Raw genomic sequence first — 16766 nt, forward strand, 5'->3', positions numbered from 1 at the left:
CCAGGCATCGGGAGGGTCCGTGAATCTCGTAGATCTCATGTGGACGGGCGTCGAGGTCGGCTTCGTCGCCCTCATCATCGGCTTGGCCGCGATCGGCAACAGGCTGAGCCTGGAGTCGCGGGCGGCCGCCCTGCAACGCCGCGATCCGGGTACCGCAGCGGCATTGCGCCAGGCCCAGGCCGTGAGCGACCACGCCTACGGCGTCGCGCAGTGGATACCCGAGGTCATCATCGTGTGCACGCCCTCGCGGCGTGCCGCCTTCGCTTCGGACGATGAGGCGATCGCCCAGGCCGATCCCCGTGTGGCTCCTCGGCCTGAGGCCGCGCAGGCGGCGGTCGTGACGCGTCGCGTGCTCGAGCTGCCGGCATCCGCCGACCGGCACGCGAAGCACCTCGCGCGCCGCACCTACCGGGTATCCCGCGTCAGTGGAAGAGGCCCGGCCACCAGGCGACAGCGAGCGGATACCCCACGAACGAGACGATATCGAGTAGAGCGTGCGCGATGACGAGGGGCATGACGCGGCCCCACCGGGCATAGCACCATCCGAACACGACCCCCATCGCGGCATTGCCGAGGAACGGGCCGAAGCCCTGGTAGAGGTGGTAGCTGCCGCGCAGCAGCGCCGCTGAGAGGATGATGCTCCAGCGGCCCCAGCCCAGTTGCCGCAGGCGCGTGAAGAGGTAGCCGACCACGATCACCTCCTCCGTCAACGCGGCACGCAATGCGGACAGTACGAGGATGGGCACGCTCCACCAGTGCGGATCCAGGGGCGAGGCCTGCACGTCGACCGTGATGCCGACGAGGCGCCCGAGGGCGTAGAGGCCGAGCCCGGGCACGCCGATCACGGCGGCCAGCCCGAGACCGGCGAGCGCGTCGCGCCCCGGTCGTCGCAGGTCGAAGCCGATACGCCGGAACGGGCTGCGCCCGGGCTGCCAGAGAAGGTAGAGCACGAGCGCGACGGCGAACAATCCGAAGAAGACGTCGAGGAACTGGTAGGTGAAGTCCAGCCACTCGCGGGTGGACTGGGCGGGATTCAGCGCGGCGGACTGGTCGGCCAGCGGCTTCTCATCCGTCACGCGGGCGATGATCGCGACGATCGAATAGACGGCCGATGCGCCGAGCGAGAGCCCGAGCACGATCACGATCTCGGTCCAGGTGCGCGACCGCGACATCGGCTCGGATGCCGGGGGCTGCACCGATGAGTCGCTCACGAGGCCCCATCCTCTCACCGGAACGCGGAGTCGCCTGCCAGGAACGGACGGCGCACGCAACTTTGTTGCAGCAAGTGGCGTCGCAGCACCGGAAGGGAGGCCGGTTGGTTTCTGATGTGTAACGTTTGCGCCCGGAGTTTGGTTTCTCGACCTCTCCTCCATACTTTTAGATTCATTGGCGCTCGCGCGCGCTCGAAAACCGTGCCGCCGTCGCCCACTTCACAGGAGGAAAATTGAGAAACAAGAGATTTGGCGTAGCAGCCATTGCTCTTGCCGCGGCAGGCGCCCTCGCGCTGTCCGGCTGCAGCACGGGAAGCGGCGACACCGCCTCGACGGGTTCCTCGTCGGCCGTCATCACCACGAACGGCTCCGAGCCCCAGAACCCGCTGATCCCGACGAACACCAACGAAACGGGTGGCGGCAAGATCCTCGACGAGATCTTCGCCGGTCTGGTGTACTACGACGCCAAGGGCAAGCCGGTCAACGACATGGCCGAGTCCATCAAGACCGACGATGCGCAGCACTACACGATCAAGATCAAGTCGGGTCAGAAGTTCACCAACGGTGAGCCCGTGACCGCTGAGTCCTTCGTGAAGGCATGGAACTACGGCGCCGCCAAGGACAACAACCAGCTCTCCAGCTACTTCTTCGAGTCGATCGAGGGCTTCAGCTACGACGAGAACGTCGCCGAGCTGCCCGGCCTGAAGGTCGTGGACGACAACACCTTCACGGTCGACCTCGTTCAGCCCGAGTCGGACTTCCCCCTGCGTCTCGGCTACTCCGCGTTCTACCCGCTGCCCGAGGCGGCGTGGAAGGACCTCGACGCCTTCGGCCAGAACCCCATCGGCAACGGCCCGTACAAGCTCGACGGCAAGAGCGCCTGGAAGCACAACGAGAAGATCTCCCTCGTCAAGAACGATGACTACAAGGGCGGACGTGTTCCCAAGAACGGCGGCCTCGACATCATCTTCTACGCCACCCAGGACGCGTCGTACGCCGACCTCCAGGGCGGCAACCTCGACGTGGTCGACCAGATCCCCACGAGCGCACTGGGCAGCTACCAGGACGACTTCCCGGACCACTCGGTGAACCAGGCCGCGGCGATCTTCCAGTCGTTCACGATCCCGGCCCGCCTGCCCCACTTCTCGGGTGAGGAAGGAAACCTGCGTCGCCAGGCCATCTCGCTGGCGATCAACCGCAAGCAGATCACCGACGTGATCTTCTCGGGCACCCGCACCCCCGCGCACGACTTCACCTCGCCCGTCATCGACGGCTACTCGGAGAAGCTCAAGGGCGCGGACGTGCTGGACTACAACGCCGACAAGGCGAAGGAACTGTGGGCCAAGGCCGACGCCATCTCCCCGTGGGACGGCACCTTCAAGATCGCCTACAACGCCGACGGTGGACACCAGGACTGGGTCGACGCCACGACGAACTCGATCAAGAACGTGCTCGGCATCGACGCCTCCGGCGACCCGTACCCCACGTTCGCCGAGGCGCGCACGAAGATCACCGACCGCTCCATCCAGACGGCGTTCCGCACCGGTTGGCAGGCCGACTACCCGGCCCTGTACAACTTCCTCGGCCCGCTCTACGGCACGGGCGCAGGCTCGAACGACGGCGACTACTCCAACCCCAAGGTTGACGAGCTGCTGAAGGAAGGCCTCGCAGAGACCGACCTCGATGCCGCCAACAAGAAGTTCCAGGACGTTCAGGAGATCCTCTTCCAGGACCTTCCCGCCATCCCGCTGTGGTACTCCACGGTGAACGGCGCCTGGAGCGACAAGGTGTCGGACGTCCAGTTCGGCTGGAACTCGGTGCCGCTCTACTACGCGATCACCAAGGCCGGCAAGTAATTCTCGCTGGGCACCGCTTGGGGGTTAGAATCCCTGAGACGTTGCGTGGGGCGGCAGCTAAGAGCTGCCGCCCCATTCCCACGCTCGCCGATGCTCGTCACGCGCTACCGCGTTAAGCTGGATCGGTCGAGGTTGTCCGACAGTTAGGTTCCACTCTCATGCCTGAATCCCCGGATAGCGGGGCCTGATCCCATGGCCGGCTACATTCTCCGTCGCATCCTGCAGGCCGTTCCGGTGCTGCTCGGCACGACGTTCCTCATCTACTTCATGGTCTTCGCCATGCCGGGCGACCCCATCGTCGCCCTGTTCGGCGACAAGACGCCGAACCCCGCGGTCCTGGCCGACCTGCGCGCCCGGTACCACCTGGACCAGCCGTTCATCGTCCAGTACTTCATCTTCCTGGGCAACATCCTGCACGGCGACCTCGGTGTCTCGTTCTCGGGTCAGCCCGTTGCCGAGATCCTCGCGCAGACCTTCCCCGTCACGCTGCGGCTGGCCTTGATCGCCGTTCTCATCGAGATGGTCGCCGGCATCGGCATCGGCCTCGTGAGCGGCCTGCGCAAGGGCGGCATCTTCGACGCCTCGTCGCTCGTCGTCAGCCTCGTGCTCATCTCGCTGCCGATCTTCGTGATCGCCTTCGTGCTGCAATGGCTGCTCGGTATCAAGCTGGGATGGTTCCGGACCACCGTTGGCACTGGCGCCCCGATTCAGGACCTCATACTCCCGGCGATCGTGCTCGCCACGATCAGCTTCGCGCAGATCATGCGATTGACCCGTTCGAGCGTGATCGAGACCGGCGGCCAGGACTTCGTGCGCACCGCGGCGAGCAAGGGCCTCAGCCGCCGGCGCATCGTTCCCGTGCACATCCTGCGCAACTCGCTGATCCCGGTCGTGACCTACCTGGCTGTGGACTTCGGAACGCTGATGGTCGGAGCGACGGTCACCGAGGGCATCTTCAACGTGCCCGGCGTTGGACGAACTCTCTACCAGGCCATCATCCGCGGTGAGGGTCCGACCGTCGTGTCGTTCGTCACCGTCATGGTGCTGATCTACCTCGTGGTGAACCTGCTGGTGGATCTGCTCTACGCCGTGCTCGACCCGAGGATCCGCTATGCCAAGTAAGACCAGAACCTTCGAACACTACGTCGCCCCGGTCGAGGAGACGCCGCTCGTCGCGATCGACTCCGTCAAGACCGAGGGCAAGCCGTCCAACCTCTGGATCGACGCCTGGCACGACGTGCGCAAGCGCGCCATGTTCTGGATCTCATCGGTGCTCATCGTGCTCATTGTGGTCGTTGCGCTGTTCCCCAGCCTGTTCACGAGCGTGGACCCGCGCTACTGCAACCTCGACTTCAGCAACCAGGGCCCCTCGAACGGGCACTGGCTGGGGTACACGAAGCAGGGCTGCGACGTCTACGCGCGCATCATCTTCGGCACGTCGACGTCGCTCTCGGTGGGCATCATCGTGACCGTGCTCGTCGCGGTGCTCGGCATCGTCTTCGGCGCCTTCGCCGGCTTCTACGGCGGCTGGGTCGACGCGGTGCTCTCGCGCGTCGGCGACATCTTCTTCTCGATCCCCTACATCCTGGCCGCCGTGGTCATCATGTCGGTGTTCTCGGCCTACCGCAGCGTGTGGATCATCTCGCTGGCCATCGGCATCTTCGCCTGGCCATCGACCGCGCGCGTGCTGAGGGCGGAGATCCTGCGGGTGAAGAATGCCGACTTCGTCATGGCGGCGACCGCCCTGGGCGTGTCGCGGTTCCGCATCCTGGTGCGGCACGTGCTGCCCAACTCGATCGCTCCGGTCATCGTCGTGACGACGATCTCGCTCGCTGCGGCGATCGTGGCAGAAGCAACCCTCTCCTTCCTCGGAGTGGGATTGCCGCCGACGACGATGTCGTGGGGCAATGACATCAGCCAGGCCCAGAACGACCTGCGCAACAACCCGATGACCCTGATCTACCCGTCCCTCGCGCTCTCGATCACCGTGCTGAGCTTCATCATGCTCGGTGAGGTCGTTCGCGATGCGCTCGACCCGAAGGCGAGGGCCCAGCGATGAGCCACCCCGCAACGACCGGTGGGCTCGCGACAGCGCCGGCCGCCCGCACGAGTTCGACGGAGGAGACCGAGCGTCCCATCCTCGAGATCAAGGACCTCGAGGTCGGCTTCAGCACCCAGACCGGCGTCGTGAAGGCCGTCGACGGCGTCAACATCTCCCTCTACCGCGGCGAATCGCTCGCGATCGTGGGGGAGTCGGGGTCGGGCAAGTCGACCACGGCCCACGCGATCATCAACCTGCTGCCCGGAACGGGGAAGATCACCGGCGGGCAGATCCTGCTCGACGGTGAAGACCTCGCGACCTTCTCGCAGAAGGAGATGGAGAACGTGCGCGGAAAGCGCATCGGCTTCGTCCCGCAGGACCCGATGTCGAACCTGAACCCGGTGTGGTCCATCGGCTTCCAGGTGCAGGAGGCCATTCGCGCCAACGGCATCGCGACCGGCAAGAAGGACGTGAAGGCGCGCGCCGTCGAGGTGCTCAAGCAGGCCGGCCTGCAGGACGCCGACCGCCGTCTGCGTCAGTTCCCGCACCAGTTCTCGGGCGGAATGCGACAGCGCGTGCTCATCGGCATGGGCCTGGCATCCAACCCCAAGCTGCTGATCGCCGACGAGCCGACCTCGGCTCTCGACGTGACGGTTCAGCGCGTGATCCTCGACCACCTCGAGACCCTCACGCGCGACCTCGGCACCACGCTGCTCTTCATCACGCACGACCTCGGACTCGCAGCCGAGCGAGCCGAGAAGCTCGTCGTGATGTACAAGGGCCGCGTGGTGGAGTCCGGCTCCTCCGCTGAGATCCTCCGCAACCCGCGGCATCCCTACACCCAGCGCCTGGTGGCTGCGGCGCCGAGCCTTGCCTCGCGCCGCATCCAGTCCAGCACGAGCCTGAGCGCGGCCGAACTCGACCACTCCAACGACGCCGGCGCAGAGGTCATCGACCTCATCGCGACGGCGGAGCGCCACGCGGAGTCCATCGAGGAGATCACGGCCAAGGAGCCCGCCATCGTGGTCGAAGACCTCACCAAGGTCTTCAAGATCCGCGGCTCCGGCGAGTTCACCGCCGTCGACAAGGTCTCGTTCACGATCGACAAGGGCACCACGATGGCCCTCGTCGGCGAGTCGGGATCGGGCAAGTCGACGGTCGCGAAGATGCTGCTCGCCCTCGAGACGGCCACGAGCGGCAAGATCGTCGTCGGCGGACAGGACCTCGCTGCGGCATCCGGCAAGCAGCTGTTCAACCTACGCAGCCGGATGCAGCCGGTGTTCCAGGACCCCTACGGCTCCCTGAACCCGCTGCGCAACATCGGCAACACCATCGGCGAACCGCTGAACGTTCACGGCTACGGCACACGTGCCACGCGCCGCGAGCGCGTCTACGAGCTGCTCGACCAGGTCTCGCTTCCGCGCACCCTCGTCAGCCGCTACCCCAACGAGCTCTCGGGCGGTCAGCGCCAGCGCATCGCCATCGCGCGTGCCCTCGCACTGAAGCCCGAGATCGTCATCCTCGACGAGGCCGTCTCGGCGCTCGACGTGCTCGTGCAGGCGCAGATCCTGCGCCTGCTCGCCGACCTGCAGGCCGAGCTCGACCTGACCTACCTCTTCATCACGCACGACCTCGCGGTCGTGCGCGTGATCGCCGACTACGTCAGCGTCATGCAGAAGGGCAAGATCGTCGAGGCCGCGACCACCGATGAGGTCTTCGACAACCCGCGCGAGCGCTATACCCAAGACCTGCTCGCCGCGATCCCGGGTGCGGGAATCGAGCTCGCGAGCTGAGTTTCTCCCGCAGCGGATGCCGCGGCGGCCCCTCGAGGCCGTCGCGGCGTCCGTCGTCTCCTGAAGCACGGTACACTTGTGTGCTTGGAGCCCGTCGTGGCTCCCGCACCTCCCACAGCGACGCCCCCTTCGTGGGGAGCGCGGACCGCAATGATGCCGGCACGTTCGCGGGCATCCGCCCTTCGAGACGCTCGCGGGGACCGGCGATTCGCCGGCGCGAGACAGACACCTAAGGAATTTCTTCATGGCCATCGCCACGCGCGCAGACCTCCGGAATGTGGCCATCGTCGCCCACGTCGACCATGGCAAGACGACGCTCGTCGACGCCATGCTCAACCAGACCCACTCCTTCTCCGACCACGCCCACGTCGATGAGCGCGCGATGGACTCGAACGAGCTCGAGCGTGAGAAGGGCATCACGATCCTCGCCAAGAACACGGCGATCACCTACCGCGGCGCCCACTCCGACGGCACCCCCATCACGATCAACGTGATCGACACCCCGGGTCACGCCGACTTCGGCGGCGAGGTCGAGCGCGGCCTCTCCATGGTCGATGGTGTCGTGCTGCTGGTGGATGCCTCCGAGGGGCCGCTGCCCCAGACCCGCTTCGTGCTGCGCAAGGCCCTCGAGGCCAAGCTGCCCGTCATCCTCCTGGTCAACAAGACCGACCGCCCCGATGCGCGCATCGACGAGGTCGTCGCCGAGAGCCAGGACCTGCTGCTGGGGCTGGCCTCCGACCTTCACGACGACGTGCCCGACCTCGACGTCGACGCGCTGCTGGACGTTCCCGTCGTCTACGCCTCGGGCCGCAACGGCGCCGCGAGCCTGAACAAGCCGGCCAACGGCGAGCTTCCCGACAACCCCGACCTCGAGCCGCTCTTCGGTGCGATCCTCGAGCACATCCCGGCCCCGACCTACGACGACGAGGCGCCCCTGCAGGCGTGGGTGACCAACCTCGACGCGTCGCCGTTCCTCGGCCGGCTCGCCCTGCTGCGCGTCTTCAACGGCACCCTCTCCAAGGGCCAGACCGTGGCCTGGGTGCGCCACGACGGCCAGGTGCAGAACGTGCGCATCACTGAGCTGCTCAAGACCCGCGCCCTCGAGCGCTACCCCGCGGAGAGCGCCGGCCCCGGCGACATCGTGGCCGTCGCCGGATTCGAGGACATCACGATCGGCGAGACCCTCGCCGACCCCGACAACGTGCACCCGCTGCCGCAGATCCACGTCGATGACCCCGCCATCTCGATGACCATCGGAACCAACACCTCGCCGCTCGTCGGCAAGGTCAAGGGCCACAAGCTCACCGCCCGCATGGTCAAGGACCGCCTCGACCGGGAACTGGTCGGAAACGTCTCGCTCAAGATCGTCGACATCGGCCGCCCCGACGCCTGGGAGGTGCAGGGACGCGGCGAGCTGGCCCTCGCCATCCTCGTCGAGCAGATGCGCCGCGAGGGCTACGAGCTCACCGTCGGCAAGCCGCAGGTGGTCACCAAGCGTGTCGACGGCAAGCTGCAGGAGCCGTATGAGCACCTGACGATCGACGCCCCCGAGGAATACCTCGGGGCGATCACGCAGCTCATGGCGACCCGCAAGGGGCGCATGGAGAACATGGCCAACCACGGCACCGGCTGGGTGCGCATGGAGTTCGTCGTTCCCTCGCGCGGGCTCATCGGCTTCCGCACGGAGTTCCTCACCACGACGCGCGGCACCGGCATCGCGAACGCCATCTCGCACGGCTACGGCGACTGGGCGGGCGAGATCGTGACGCGCAACAACGGCTCCATCGTGGCCGACCGTGCCGGTGTCGTGACCCCGTTCGCGATCATCGCCCTTCAGGAGCGCATGACGTTCTTCGTCAACCCGACCGAAGAGGTCTACGAGGGCATGGTCATCGGCGAGAACTCGCGCGCCGACGACATGGACGTGAACATCACCAAGGAGAAGAAGCTGACGAACATGCGTCAGTCCACGGCCGACAACTTCGAGTCGATGACTCCGTCGCGCCAGCTCTCCCTCGAGGAGTGCCTCGAGTTCGCCCGCGAGGACGAGTGCGTCGAGGTCACCCCGACCGCCGTGCGCATCCGCAAGGTCGAGCTCGACGCGCAGTCGCGCGCACGCGCCACCTCGCGGTTGAAGAAGGCCAACCAGGCCTGATCCGAAGCAGCGATCACGCGACGCGCATCCCGGCGACGGGGTGCGCGTTCGTGTATCCGGCGCCGGCCCGCGAGAGGCCTATTCGGGCACCGCGCGCCACCGGCTCGAGCGTAGGCTGGGCGCGAGAGCGAGGGAGGCCCGTCATGAACGCGCCCAGAGAACGCACGCACGCTCGACGGCCGCATCGACCGATCGCCATCGCCCTGGCTGCAGTGGTGTCGCTGACGCCTGCGCTGGCGGGGTGCTCGGTGCAGGACATCGTGAACAAGGTCAGCGGCGGCCAGGTCGCCGTGGGGAGCGGAAAGCTGCCCTCCGACTGGCCGAAGGAGGTGCCCGTCGTCGAGGGCGAGGTGCTGTTCGGCGCGCGCGGCAGCGGCGATGGCCAGAAGGGCTGGATCGTGACGATCTCCGCGAAGGGGGCCGATCCGCTGGCGGATGCGCGCGCCAAGCTCGAGGTCGCGGGTTTCACGCCCGACGAGGGTGCCGACATGCAGGGCGCCGACGGTGGCGTGGTGGCCATGACGAACGAGGACTACGGGGTCGTCGTCGCCGGCAGCAAGGATGGCCTGATCTACACCGTCACCCCGGTGGAAGCCTCCACGGGCTGAGGCGGGCCGATCAGGCGAACAGCTCTTCTCCCACGAATGCGCCGTCCCGGGCTCCGCGCGGCACTGCGAAGATCGCAGATCCGATGTGACGGATGTACTCGTTCAGCGCGTCGGAGGAGAGGTTTCGCTGGATGCCGATGAACTGTTCGGGCGAGCGCTGGTAGGAGATGAAGAACAGGCCGGCGTCGAGACGCCCGAGCTCGTCGTTGCCGTCGACGTAGTTGTAGCCGCGCCGCAGCAGCTGTGCTCCCTTGTTCTGGTCGGGATGCGCGAGCCGCACGTGGGCTGCCCTGTCGATGAGCGGTGACCCGGTGGCGCCGGTGGCGGAGAAGTCGGGTGCGGTGAACTCCGTACCGCCCGAGAGCGGGGCGCCGACGCCCTTGGAGCGGCCGATGACCCGCTCCTGCTCCTGCAGTTGGGCCCGGTCCCACGTCTCGATGACCATGCGGATCTTGCGGGTGACGAGATAGCTCCCGCCGGCCAGCCAGGCGGGGCCCTCGGCAGGGGAGACCCACACCTGCTTCTGCACCGCCGCAGGCTGCTCCGCCTTGAGGTTGGCCGTTCCGTCCTTGAACCCCATCAGGTTGCGCGCGGTGACCTGGCTCGTCGATGTCGAGGAGGTGCGCCCGAATCCCAGCTGCGACCAGCGGATGCTCGCCCGGCCGAACGCGATGCGACTGAGGTTGCGAATGGCGTGCACCGCCACCTGCGGGTCGTCCGCGCAGGCCTGCACGCACAGGTCCCCGCCGCTGAGGCCCGGCTGCAGGCTGTCGCCGGCGAACCGCGGCAGCGGAGCGAGCTGCTCCGGCCGTTTCGAGGCGAGCCCGAAGCGATCGGTGCCATCGCTCGCCTGGAACAGCGTGGGGCCGAAGCCGATGGTGATGGTCAGGCCCGCCGCGGGCAGGTCAAGGGCCTCGCCGGTGTCCTCGGGCGGAGCGACATCGGAGCCGCCGACCGCGCCGTGCTGACCGACCTCGAGGCCCCGGGTCATCCGGGCGGCCGCCGCACTCCATTCCTTCAGCAGGTCGATGAGGTCCTGCCGACGCGCTGAGGCGTCCATGTCGAAGGCGGCGAAGTGCAGGCGGTCCTGCACCGGGGTCGTGATGCCGGCCTGGTGCTCCCCGTAGAATGGATAGACGGCGTTCCGGCTCGCGGCCGCGGCCGCCACGCCCGTTCCGATCGCGGCGCCACCGGCGCCCCCGACCACGACCCCCGCTGCCCCCGCGGAGACCAGTCCGAGCAGTCCGCGCCGGGAGACGCCCGCAGACGCCGCGGGAGCGTCGTCCCGTGGCGTCGTCTGCAGCGGCTTTCCCGAGCGGCGGCGCGTCATCCGGTCAGTCTCCCAGAACGAGAGCCGTGAGCCGGGACAGTGGCTCGGCCAGGGCGTTCACCTGGTCGGAGAGCTCCTTCTTCTGCGCATCCGTCACGTCGTGGTAGTTCACGAAACCCGCGTCGATGCTGCCGTACTGGGCGAGCAGGGTGTTCAGGCTCGTGAACTCCGCATCGATGCGGCCAGCCAGCTTCTTGCCGGCGCTTCCCTTGCTCAGCGCGATGTCGCGCACGTTGCCGTAGGCGACGTCGGCACCCTGCACGTTGGCCGCGAAGTCGGTCAGGTCGGTCCCCGACCACCAGTCCTCCTCGCCGGTGATCTTGCCGCTCGCCACCTCGTCGAGCAGGCCGATGGCGCCGTTGGAGATGTCGGCGAGGCTCACGGTGAAGTCGTCGGCGTTCACGAGCGTGGCGAGCTGATTGGTGTCGGCGACGAGTTGGTCGGCGAACTGCCGACGCTGCTCGGGTGACGAGGGTGCCCAGTCGAGCAGAGCACTCGTGCCGTCGGAGTTCAGGGCGTCGGCGGCCGGCGGCCACAGGTCTTTCTCGATGCGGTGGAATCCGGTCCAGTCCAGGCCCTCGGCAGCGGCGTCGACCTCGCGGTAGTCGAGCTTGGGGTCGAGGTCGCCGAAGGCCTCCGCGGTCGGCTCGATGCGCTCGTAGAAGGCGCGCGTGGTAGGGAAGAGACGGCGCGCGGTCGCGTCGTCGCCGGCCGCGTAGGCCGTGGTGAACGTCTGCACGGCCGGGATGAGTTCGCCGACCTGCGAGGTGATGTACGACACGTAGTTGGTCACGGCGCTCGCGCTGAGCTTCTTGGCGTCGGAGCTGAGTTCCGTGGCGGTTCCGGTGACCGTGAAGGCGGCCAGCCCGACGGGGGAGCCCACCTGCTGGAACTTGCAGGCCGTGAAGTAGGAGCCGGGTTCGAGCTGGGCGGTGAAGGTGACCGTCTGGCCCGGGGTGATGTTCTCCTTCTCGCCGACGATGCGCAGCTTGTCTGAGGCGAGGATCTCGAACTCGTTGACATCGCTGCCGGTGTTGGTGATGGTGAAGGCGGTTGCGCCGGAGGGGGTCGTGTTCTCGGTCACGGCGCAGGTGTCATCCGTGATCGCGACCTTGACGGCGGCCGCCGCGTTCCCGTCCCCGGTGTTGTTGGGCACGCAGCCGGTCAGCGCGAGCACGAGCGCCCCTGCTCCGATGACGCCGGCCAGAAGTCTGCGGGGCATGGGTGTACTCCTCGAGGTGCGGTGTGAGAGATGGGAGGAACGGTTCAGGCGGAATGGTGCACGAGCGGGGCGACGCTGCCGACCGACGCCTTCGCCGGGGCGGATGCGGTTGCCGCCGATGCCGCAGGTGCGGGAGTCTTCCCGAGCACCTGGCGCAGGAAGAGTCCGCCGACCACCACGATGTAGAGGCACCAGGCGATGACCTGGGCCCACGTCGGTTCGGGTGTGAAGTTGAACACGCCCCCGAGCAACGCCCCGTACCAGCTCGTCGGCGGGACGAGCCCGGCGAGGCTGTAGGCCACGACGCCGACCCCGGGAAGCACGCCGGCCTCCTGCAGGTCGCCGACCGCGTAGGCCAGCACGCCCGCAGCGACGACGATGAGGAACGCGCCCGTCCAGGTGAAGAAGCGCGAGAGGTTGATGCGCACGAACCCGCGGTAGATGAGGTACGAGATCACGATGGCGGTGAGGATGCCGAGAAGGGCGCCGATGCCGCCGGCCACGGCATTGCCGCTCGAGGCGACGGTCGCCCAGACGAAGAGTGCGGTCTCGATGCCCTCGCGGCCCACGCTGAGCAGGCCGAGCACGACGATGCCGGCCCCGACGCCGGCGAGGGCCGCATCCATGCGGGTGTGCAGGTCGTGCTTCAACTCCCGGGCATGGCCGGCCATCCAGAAGATCATCCAGGTGACGAGCCCGACGGCGAGCACCGAGAACGTGCCGCCGAGCACCTCCTGGGCCTGGAAGCTGAGGCCGTACGGACCCCAGGTGAGAAGCGCGCCGACGCCCAGCGAGACCACGATCGCGGCGGCGATGCCGACCCAGAGCCGCGGGAGCACGTCGAGGCGCCCGACCTTGCGCAGGTAGGCGACCAGGATGCCCACGACGAGGCCGGCCTCGAGGCCCTCGCGCAGTCCGATGAGGTAGTTTGCGAGCACGACTGATTTCCGTTGGGGGAGCGGGGGAGTTGGTAAGGCTAACCTAACCGAAATCGACTCTAACCGCCGCCGTGTCGCCTGTCCAGTCGCCGCGAGGTCGTTCGCAGGCAGTACCCAGCAGTCGCTGGAATCGGGGTGCACGCAGAAGGGATGCCATGTCAGAGCCACTCGTGAGCGCCGGCGATTCGTCGTCGCTGGACCGATCGCCCGTCGAGCGCACCTCGTGGGGAGCTCGCCTGGGCACGGCGTTCATCGCCCTCGTGCTCGGCGCGGTGTATGCGGCCGCGGGAACGGTCGCCCACCAGTCCACCGTCGCCGTCGCGGGCCTGAGCGTGCCGTGGGGGCTCATCCTTGCCATCGCCGGCGTCATCTGCCTGCTCGTCGGGTTGCGCCTGGCCCTTCAGGACCGGCTCGTCGTCGGCGCCTGCGCGATCGGGATCGTGGGCGTGAATGCGCTGCTGTCGCTGCGCAGCGTCGGCGGCTCCGTCCTCATCCCGCAGGGAACGCCGGGACTCGTCTGGCTCTTCACTCCCGCGATTGTTGCGGCTCTCGTGCTGGCCTGGCCGAAGCTGCCGTCGGCGACGCGCGCGTAGACTGCAAAGAGATCTTCTCGAAGGGAACCGGATCACCGTGACCTATGTCATTGCTCTTCCATGCGTGGACGTGAAGGATCGCGCGTGCATCGACGAGTGCCCCGTCGACTGCATCTACGAGGGAGAGCGCTCGCTCTACATCCACCCCGACGAATGCGTGGACTGCGGTGCCTGCGAGCCCGTCTGCCCCGTCGAGGCGATCTACTACGAGGACGATCTTCCCGAGCAGTGGTCGGACTACTACAAGGCCAACGTCGAGTTCTTCGACGACATCGGGTCTCCCGGAGGCGCGGCGAAGGTCGGCGTCATTGCCAAGGACCACCCGGTCATCGCCGTGCTGCCGCCCCAGGCCCACTGATGGGACAGGTCGACTGATGGGGCTCGCGCCCCTTCCCGACTACCCCTGGGAGAGCATGGCGCCGTACGCGGAGCAGGCGAGACGGCATCCGGGCGGCGCGATCGACCTCTCGATCGGTTCGCCGGTCGATCCCACTCCCGCACTCGTGCGGGATGCCCTCAGTGCGGCGACGGATGCGCACGCCTACCCCCTGACGGTCGGCACGCCAGCCCTGCGCGAGGCCATCGTCGACTGGTACGCGCGGCGTCGGGGCGTGAACCTGACGACGGCCAACGTGCTTCCGAGCATCGGCTCGAAGGAGGTCGTCGCCCTCCTGCCGCTCATGCTGGGTGTGGGTGAGGGCGACGTCGTCGTGCACCCCCGTGCTGCGTATCCGACGTACGCGATCGGTGCCGCCATCGCCGGCGCGACGGCGCTCGCGAGCGACGACCCGGCGGAATGGCCGGAGAACACCGCGCTCGTCTGGCTGAACTCTCCCGGCAACCCCGATGGTCGTGTGCTCGGCCTCGATGCCCTGCGCGCGGCACACGATCGAGCGCTCGAGCTCGACGCGATCATCGTGAACGACGAGTGCTACGCCGAGTTCGGCTGGGAGGCTCCGTGGGACGCCGAGCGCATTCCGAGCATCCTGGACCCTCGCCTGATCGGCGAGAACCGCTCCAACACGCTCGCGATCTACTCGCTGAGCAAGCAGTCGAACATGGCCGGGTACCGGGCGGCCTTCATCGCCGGCTGTGGTCGTCTCATCAAGCGGATCGCCACGGTGCGCAAGCATGCCGGACTCATCGTTCCCGCCCCGCTGCAGGAGGCCATGGTTCTCGCGCTCGCAGACGACGTTCACGTGGCCGAGCAGCGCGAGCGCTACCGGCAACGCCGCGAGGTGCTGCGTCCGGCGCTGCTGGCCGCGGGCTTCCGCGTTGATGACAGCGAGGCGGGGCTCTACCTCTGGGCGACGGAGTCCCGCGATGGCTGGGAGAGCATCCAACGACTCGCAGAGCTCGGCATCATCGCCGGACCGGGGCACTTCTACGGCGAGTTCTTCCCTCAGCATGTGCGCTTCTCCCTGACGGCGACGGATGCCGCGATCGCGTCCGCTGCGGACCGGCTGCGGGCGAGCTGAACCGGCACCGGCGGTCGTCCGGCGCCGCGAGGGCGTGTGCGTGCGCCCCCGTGCTGCCGATTAGGCTGTACCAGGGGTTCGTCCGGCTGCGCCACCGCGCGCGGGGGACCCATCACGTTCACGAATGCTCAGGAGGCGAGAGTGGGAAACGAGGCACAGGCTGACCAGCCGCAGAAGGCGGTGCTCAGTCACCCCGGCGGCCAGGCCGAATTCCCGATCCTGCCGAGCGTGGACGGTGCCTCGAGCATCGACCTCTCGTCGCTCACGCGGCAGACCGGCCTGACGAGCCTGGACTACGGGTTCGTCAACACCGCCGCGACGAAGTCCGCGATCACCTACATCGACGGCGATGCGGGAATCCTGCGCTACCGCGGGTATCCGATCGAGCAGGTCGCTGCCAACTCGACTTACCTCGAGGTGGCCTGGCTGCTCATCTACGGCGAGCTTCCCACCGCCGACCAGCTCGGGGAGTTCGACGAGAAGATCCGTCGGCACACACTGCTGCACGAAGACCTCAAGCGGTTCTTCTCGGCGCTGCCGCACACGGCTCACCCGATGTCGGTGCTTTCGAGCGCCGTCTCCGCGCTCTCGACGTACTACGAGAACTCCTCCGACCCCAAGGACCCCGAGCAGGTCGAACTCACCACGGTGCGCCTGCTGGCGAAGCTGCCGGTGATCGCCGCCTACGCCCACAAGAAGTCCGTTGGCCAGGCGTTCCTCTACCCCGATAACTCGCTCTCGTTCGTCGACAACTTCCTCAAGCTGAACTTCGGGAACCTCGCCGAGGTCTACCAGATCGACCCCGTGCTCTCGAAGGCTCTCGATCGCCTGCTCATCCTGCACGAGGACCACGAGCAGAACGCCTCGACGTCGACGGTTCGCCTCGTCGGTTCGACGGGCGCCAACCTCTACGCCTCGATCTCGGCCGGCATCAACGCCCTCTATGGGCCGCTGCACGGCGGCGCGAACGAGGCCGTGCTCGACATGCTGGCCCGCATCCGCGATTCCGGTGAGTCGGTGCAGCGCTTCGTCGAGCGTGTCAAGAACAAGGAAGACGGCGTGAAGCTCATGGGCTTCGGTCACCGTGTCTACAAGAACTACGACCCCCGTGCGCGCCTCGTGAAAGAGAGCGCCACCGAGGTGCTCGCCTCGCTCGGCGTGCACGATCCGCTGCTCGACCTCGCCCAGGAACTCGAGCAGATCGCCCTCGAAGACGACTACTTCAAGGAGCGCAGGCTCTACCCGAACGTCGACTTCTACACCGGCGTCATCTACAAGGCGATGGGCTTCCCGACCCGCATGTTCACCGTGCTGTTCGCCATCGGTCGCCTCCCCGGATGGATCGCCCACTGGCGTGAGATGAACACTGACGCCCAGACCAAGATCGGGCGCCCGCAGCAGCTCTACATCGGTTCGCCGAAGCGCGACTGGCCGACGCAGGCCTGAGCCCCGACGGCGCCCGCGCGTCGCGTTCCCGGCCACCTCCCCAGACCGAAAAGCGAGGAGATTCCGAAAAGCGAGGCGATTCGGCGTGCCGCGCC

15 protein-coding genes are annotated in these 16766 nt (G+C 67.5%); 11 read left to right on the forward strand and 4 right to left on the reverse strand.

Features of this window, described 5'->3' with window-relative positions:
- Positions 1–19: 19 nt before the first annotated feature.
- Entirely contained in the window at positions 20–505 is a 486-nt protein-coding gene (locus WDJ51_RS08110; RefSeq protein WP_337851933.1) for a hypothetical protein, read from the forward strand.
- Here the strand turns inward: WDJ51_RS08110 and WDJ51_RS08115 are convergent.
- On the reverse strand, positions 423–1172 hold the full coding sequence (locus WDJ51_RS08115) for a CPBP family intramembrane glutamic endopeptidase (protein WP_337851952.1): 750 nt from the start codon (positions 1170–1172) through the stop codon (positions 423–425). The genes WDJ51_RS08110 and WDJ51_RS08115 overlap by 83 nt on opposite strands.
- A gap of 272 nt (positions 1173–1444) precedes the next feature.
- Here WDJ51_RS08115 and WDJ51_RS08120 point away from each other — a divergent pair, with 272 nt between their 5' ends.
- The 6 genes from WDJ51_RS08120 (at position 1445) to WDJ51_RS08145 (ending at position 9664) form a co-directional block, all read left to right on the forward strand.
- The gene (locus WDJ51_RS08120; protein WP_337851934.1) at positions 1445–3067 is read left to right on the forward strand and encodes a peptide ABC transporter substrate-binding protein; all 1623 of its coding nucleotides are present in this window, start codon (positions 1445–1447) and stop codon (positions 3065–3067) included.
- Positions 3068–3259: 192 nt separating this feature from the next.
- Positions 3260–4189 carry an ABC transporter permease gene (locus tag WDJ51_RS08125; RefSeq protein ID WP_337851935.1) on the forward strand — a complete coding sequence of 310 codons (930 nt, stop codon included), beginning with the start codon at positions 3260–3262 and terminating at the stop codon, positions 4187–4189.
- Positions 4179–5126 carry an ABC transporter permease gene (locus WDJ51_RS08130; RefSeq protein WP_337851936.1) on the forward strand — a complete coding sequence of 316 codons (948 nt, stop codon included), beginning with the start codon at positions 4179–4181 and terminating at the stop codon, positions 5124–5126. Before WDJ51_RS08125 ends, WDJ51_RS08130 begins: the two co-directional genes overlap by 11 nt.
- Positions 5123–6901 (forward strand): ABC transporter ATP-binding protein, encoded by a 1779-nt coding sequence (locus WDJ51_RS08135; protein WP_337851937.1) that lies wholly within the window; start codon positions 5123–5125, stop codon positions 6899–6901. Before WDJ51_RS08130 ends, WDJ51_RS08135 begins: the two co-directional genes overlap by 4 nt.
- Positions 6902–7145: 244 nt before the next feature.
- The gene (gene typA, locus WDJ51_RS08140; protein ID WP_337851938.1) at positions 7146–9056 is read left to right on the forward strand and encodes a translational GTPase TypA; all 1911 of its coding nucleotides are present in this window, start codon (positions 7146–7148) and stop codon (positions 9054–9056) included.
- A gap of 143 nt (positions 9057–9199) precedes the next feature.
- Entirely contained in the window at positions 9200–9664 is a 465-nt protein-coding gene (locus WDJ51_RS08145; RefSeq protein ID WP_337851939.1) for a hypothetical protein, read from the forward strand.
- A gap of 10 nt (positions 9665–9674) precedes the next feature.
- Here the strand turns inward: WDJ51_RS08145 and efeB are convergent, their stop codons facing one another.
- Genes efeB through efeU form a run of 3 tightly spaced genes read right to left on the reverse strand, consistent with a single transcriptional unit; the run spans position 9675 to position 13154 of the window.
- Positions 9675–10994, reverse strand: coding sequence for an iron uptake transporter deferrochelatase/peroxidase subunit (efeB, locus tag WDJ51_RS08150; protein ID WP_337851940.1), 1320 nt, complete (start codon positions 10992–10994; stop codon positions 9675–9677).
- Between the two features lie 4 nt (positions 10995–10998).
- Positions 10999–12216: an iron uptake system protein EfeO gene (gene efeO, locus WDJ51_RS08155; protein ID WP_337851941.1), complete on the reverse strand. Its 1218-nt coding sequence runs from the start codon at positions 12214–12216 to the stop codon at positions 10999–11001.
- A 44-nt stretch (positions 12217–12260) separates the two neighbouring features.
- A complete protein-coding gene (efeU, locus tag WDJ51_RS08160) occupies positions 12261–13154 on the reverse strand; it encodes an iron uptake transporter permease EfeU (protein ID WP_337851942.1) in 894 nt (297 codons plus the stop codon).
- Between the two features lie 155 nt (positions 13155–13309).
- Here efeU and WDJ51_RS08165 point away from each other — a divergent pair, with 155 nt between their 5' ends.
- The 4 genes from WDJ51_RS08165 (at position 13310) to WDJ51_RS08180 (ending at position 16671) form a co-directional block, all read left to right on the forward strand.
- Positions 13310–13747, forward strand: a complete 438-nt coding sequence (locus tag WDJ51_RS08165; protein WP_337851943.1) for a hypothetical protein — start codon at positions 13310–13312, stop codon at positions 13745–13747.
- Positions 13748–13784: 37 nt separating this feature from the next.
- Positions 13785–14105 carry a ferredoxin gene (gene fdxA / locus WDJ51_RS08170; RefSeq protein ID WP_337851944.1) on the forward strand — a complete coding sequence of 107 codons (321 nt, stop codon included), beginning with the start codon at positions 13785–13787 and terminating at the stop codon, positions 14103–14105.
- A 16-nt stretch (positions 14106–14121) separates the two neighbouring features.
- Positions 14122–15225 (forward strand): succinyldiaminopimelate transaminase, encoded by a 1104-nt coding sequence (dapC, locus tag WDJ51_RS08175; protein WP_337851945.1) that lies wholly within the window; start codon positions 14122–14124, stop codon positions 15223–15225.
- A gap of 141 nt (positions 15226–15366) precedes the next feature.
- Positions 15367–16671, forward strand: coding sequence for a citrate synthase (locus WDJ51_RS08180; RefSeq protein WP_337851946.1), 1305 nt, complete (start codon positions 15367–15369; stop codon positions 16669–16671).
- Positions 16672–16766: the final 95 nt, after the last annotated feature.

The sequence above is a fragment of the Rathayibacter sp. YIM 133350 genome (genome assembly GCF_037404875.1).
In the GTDB taxonomy this organism is placed as follows: Bacteria; Actinomycetota; Actinomycetes; order Actinomycetales; family Microbacteriaceae; genus Orlajensenia.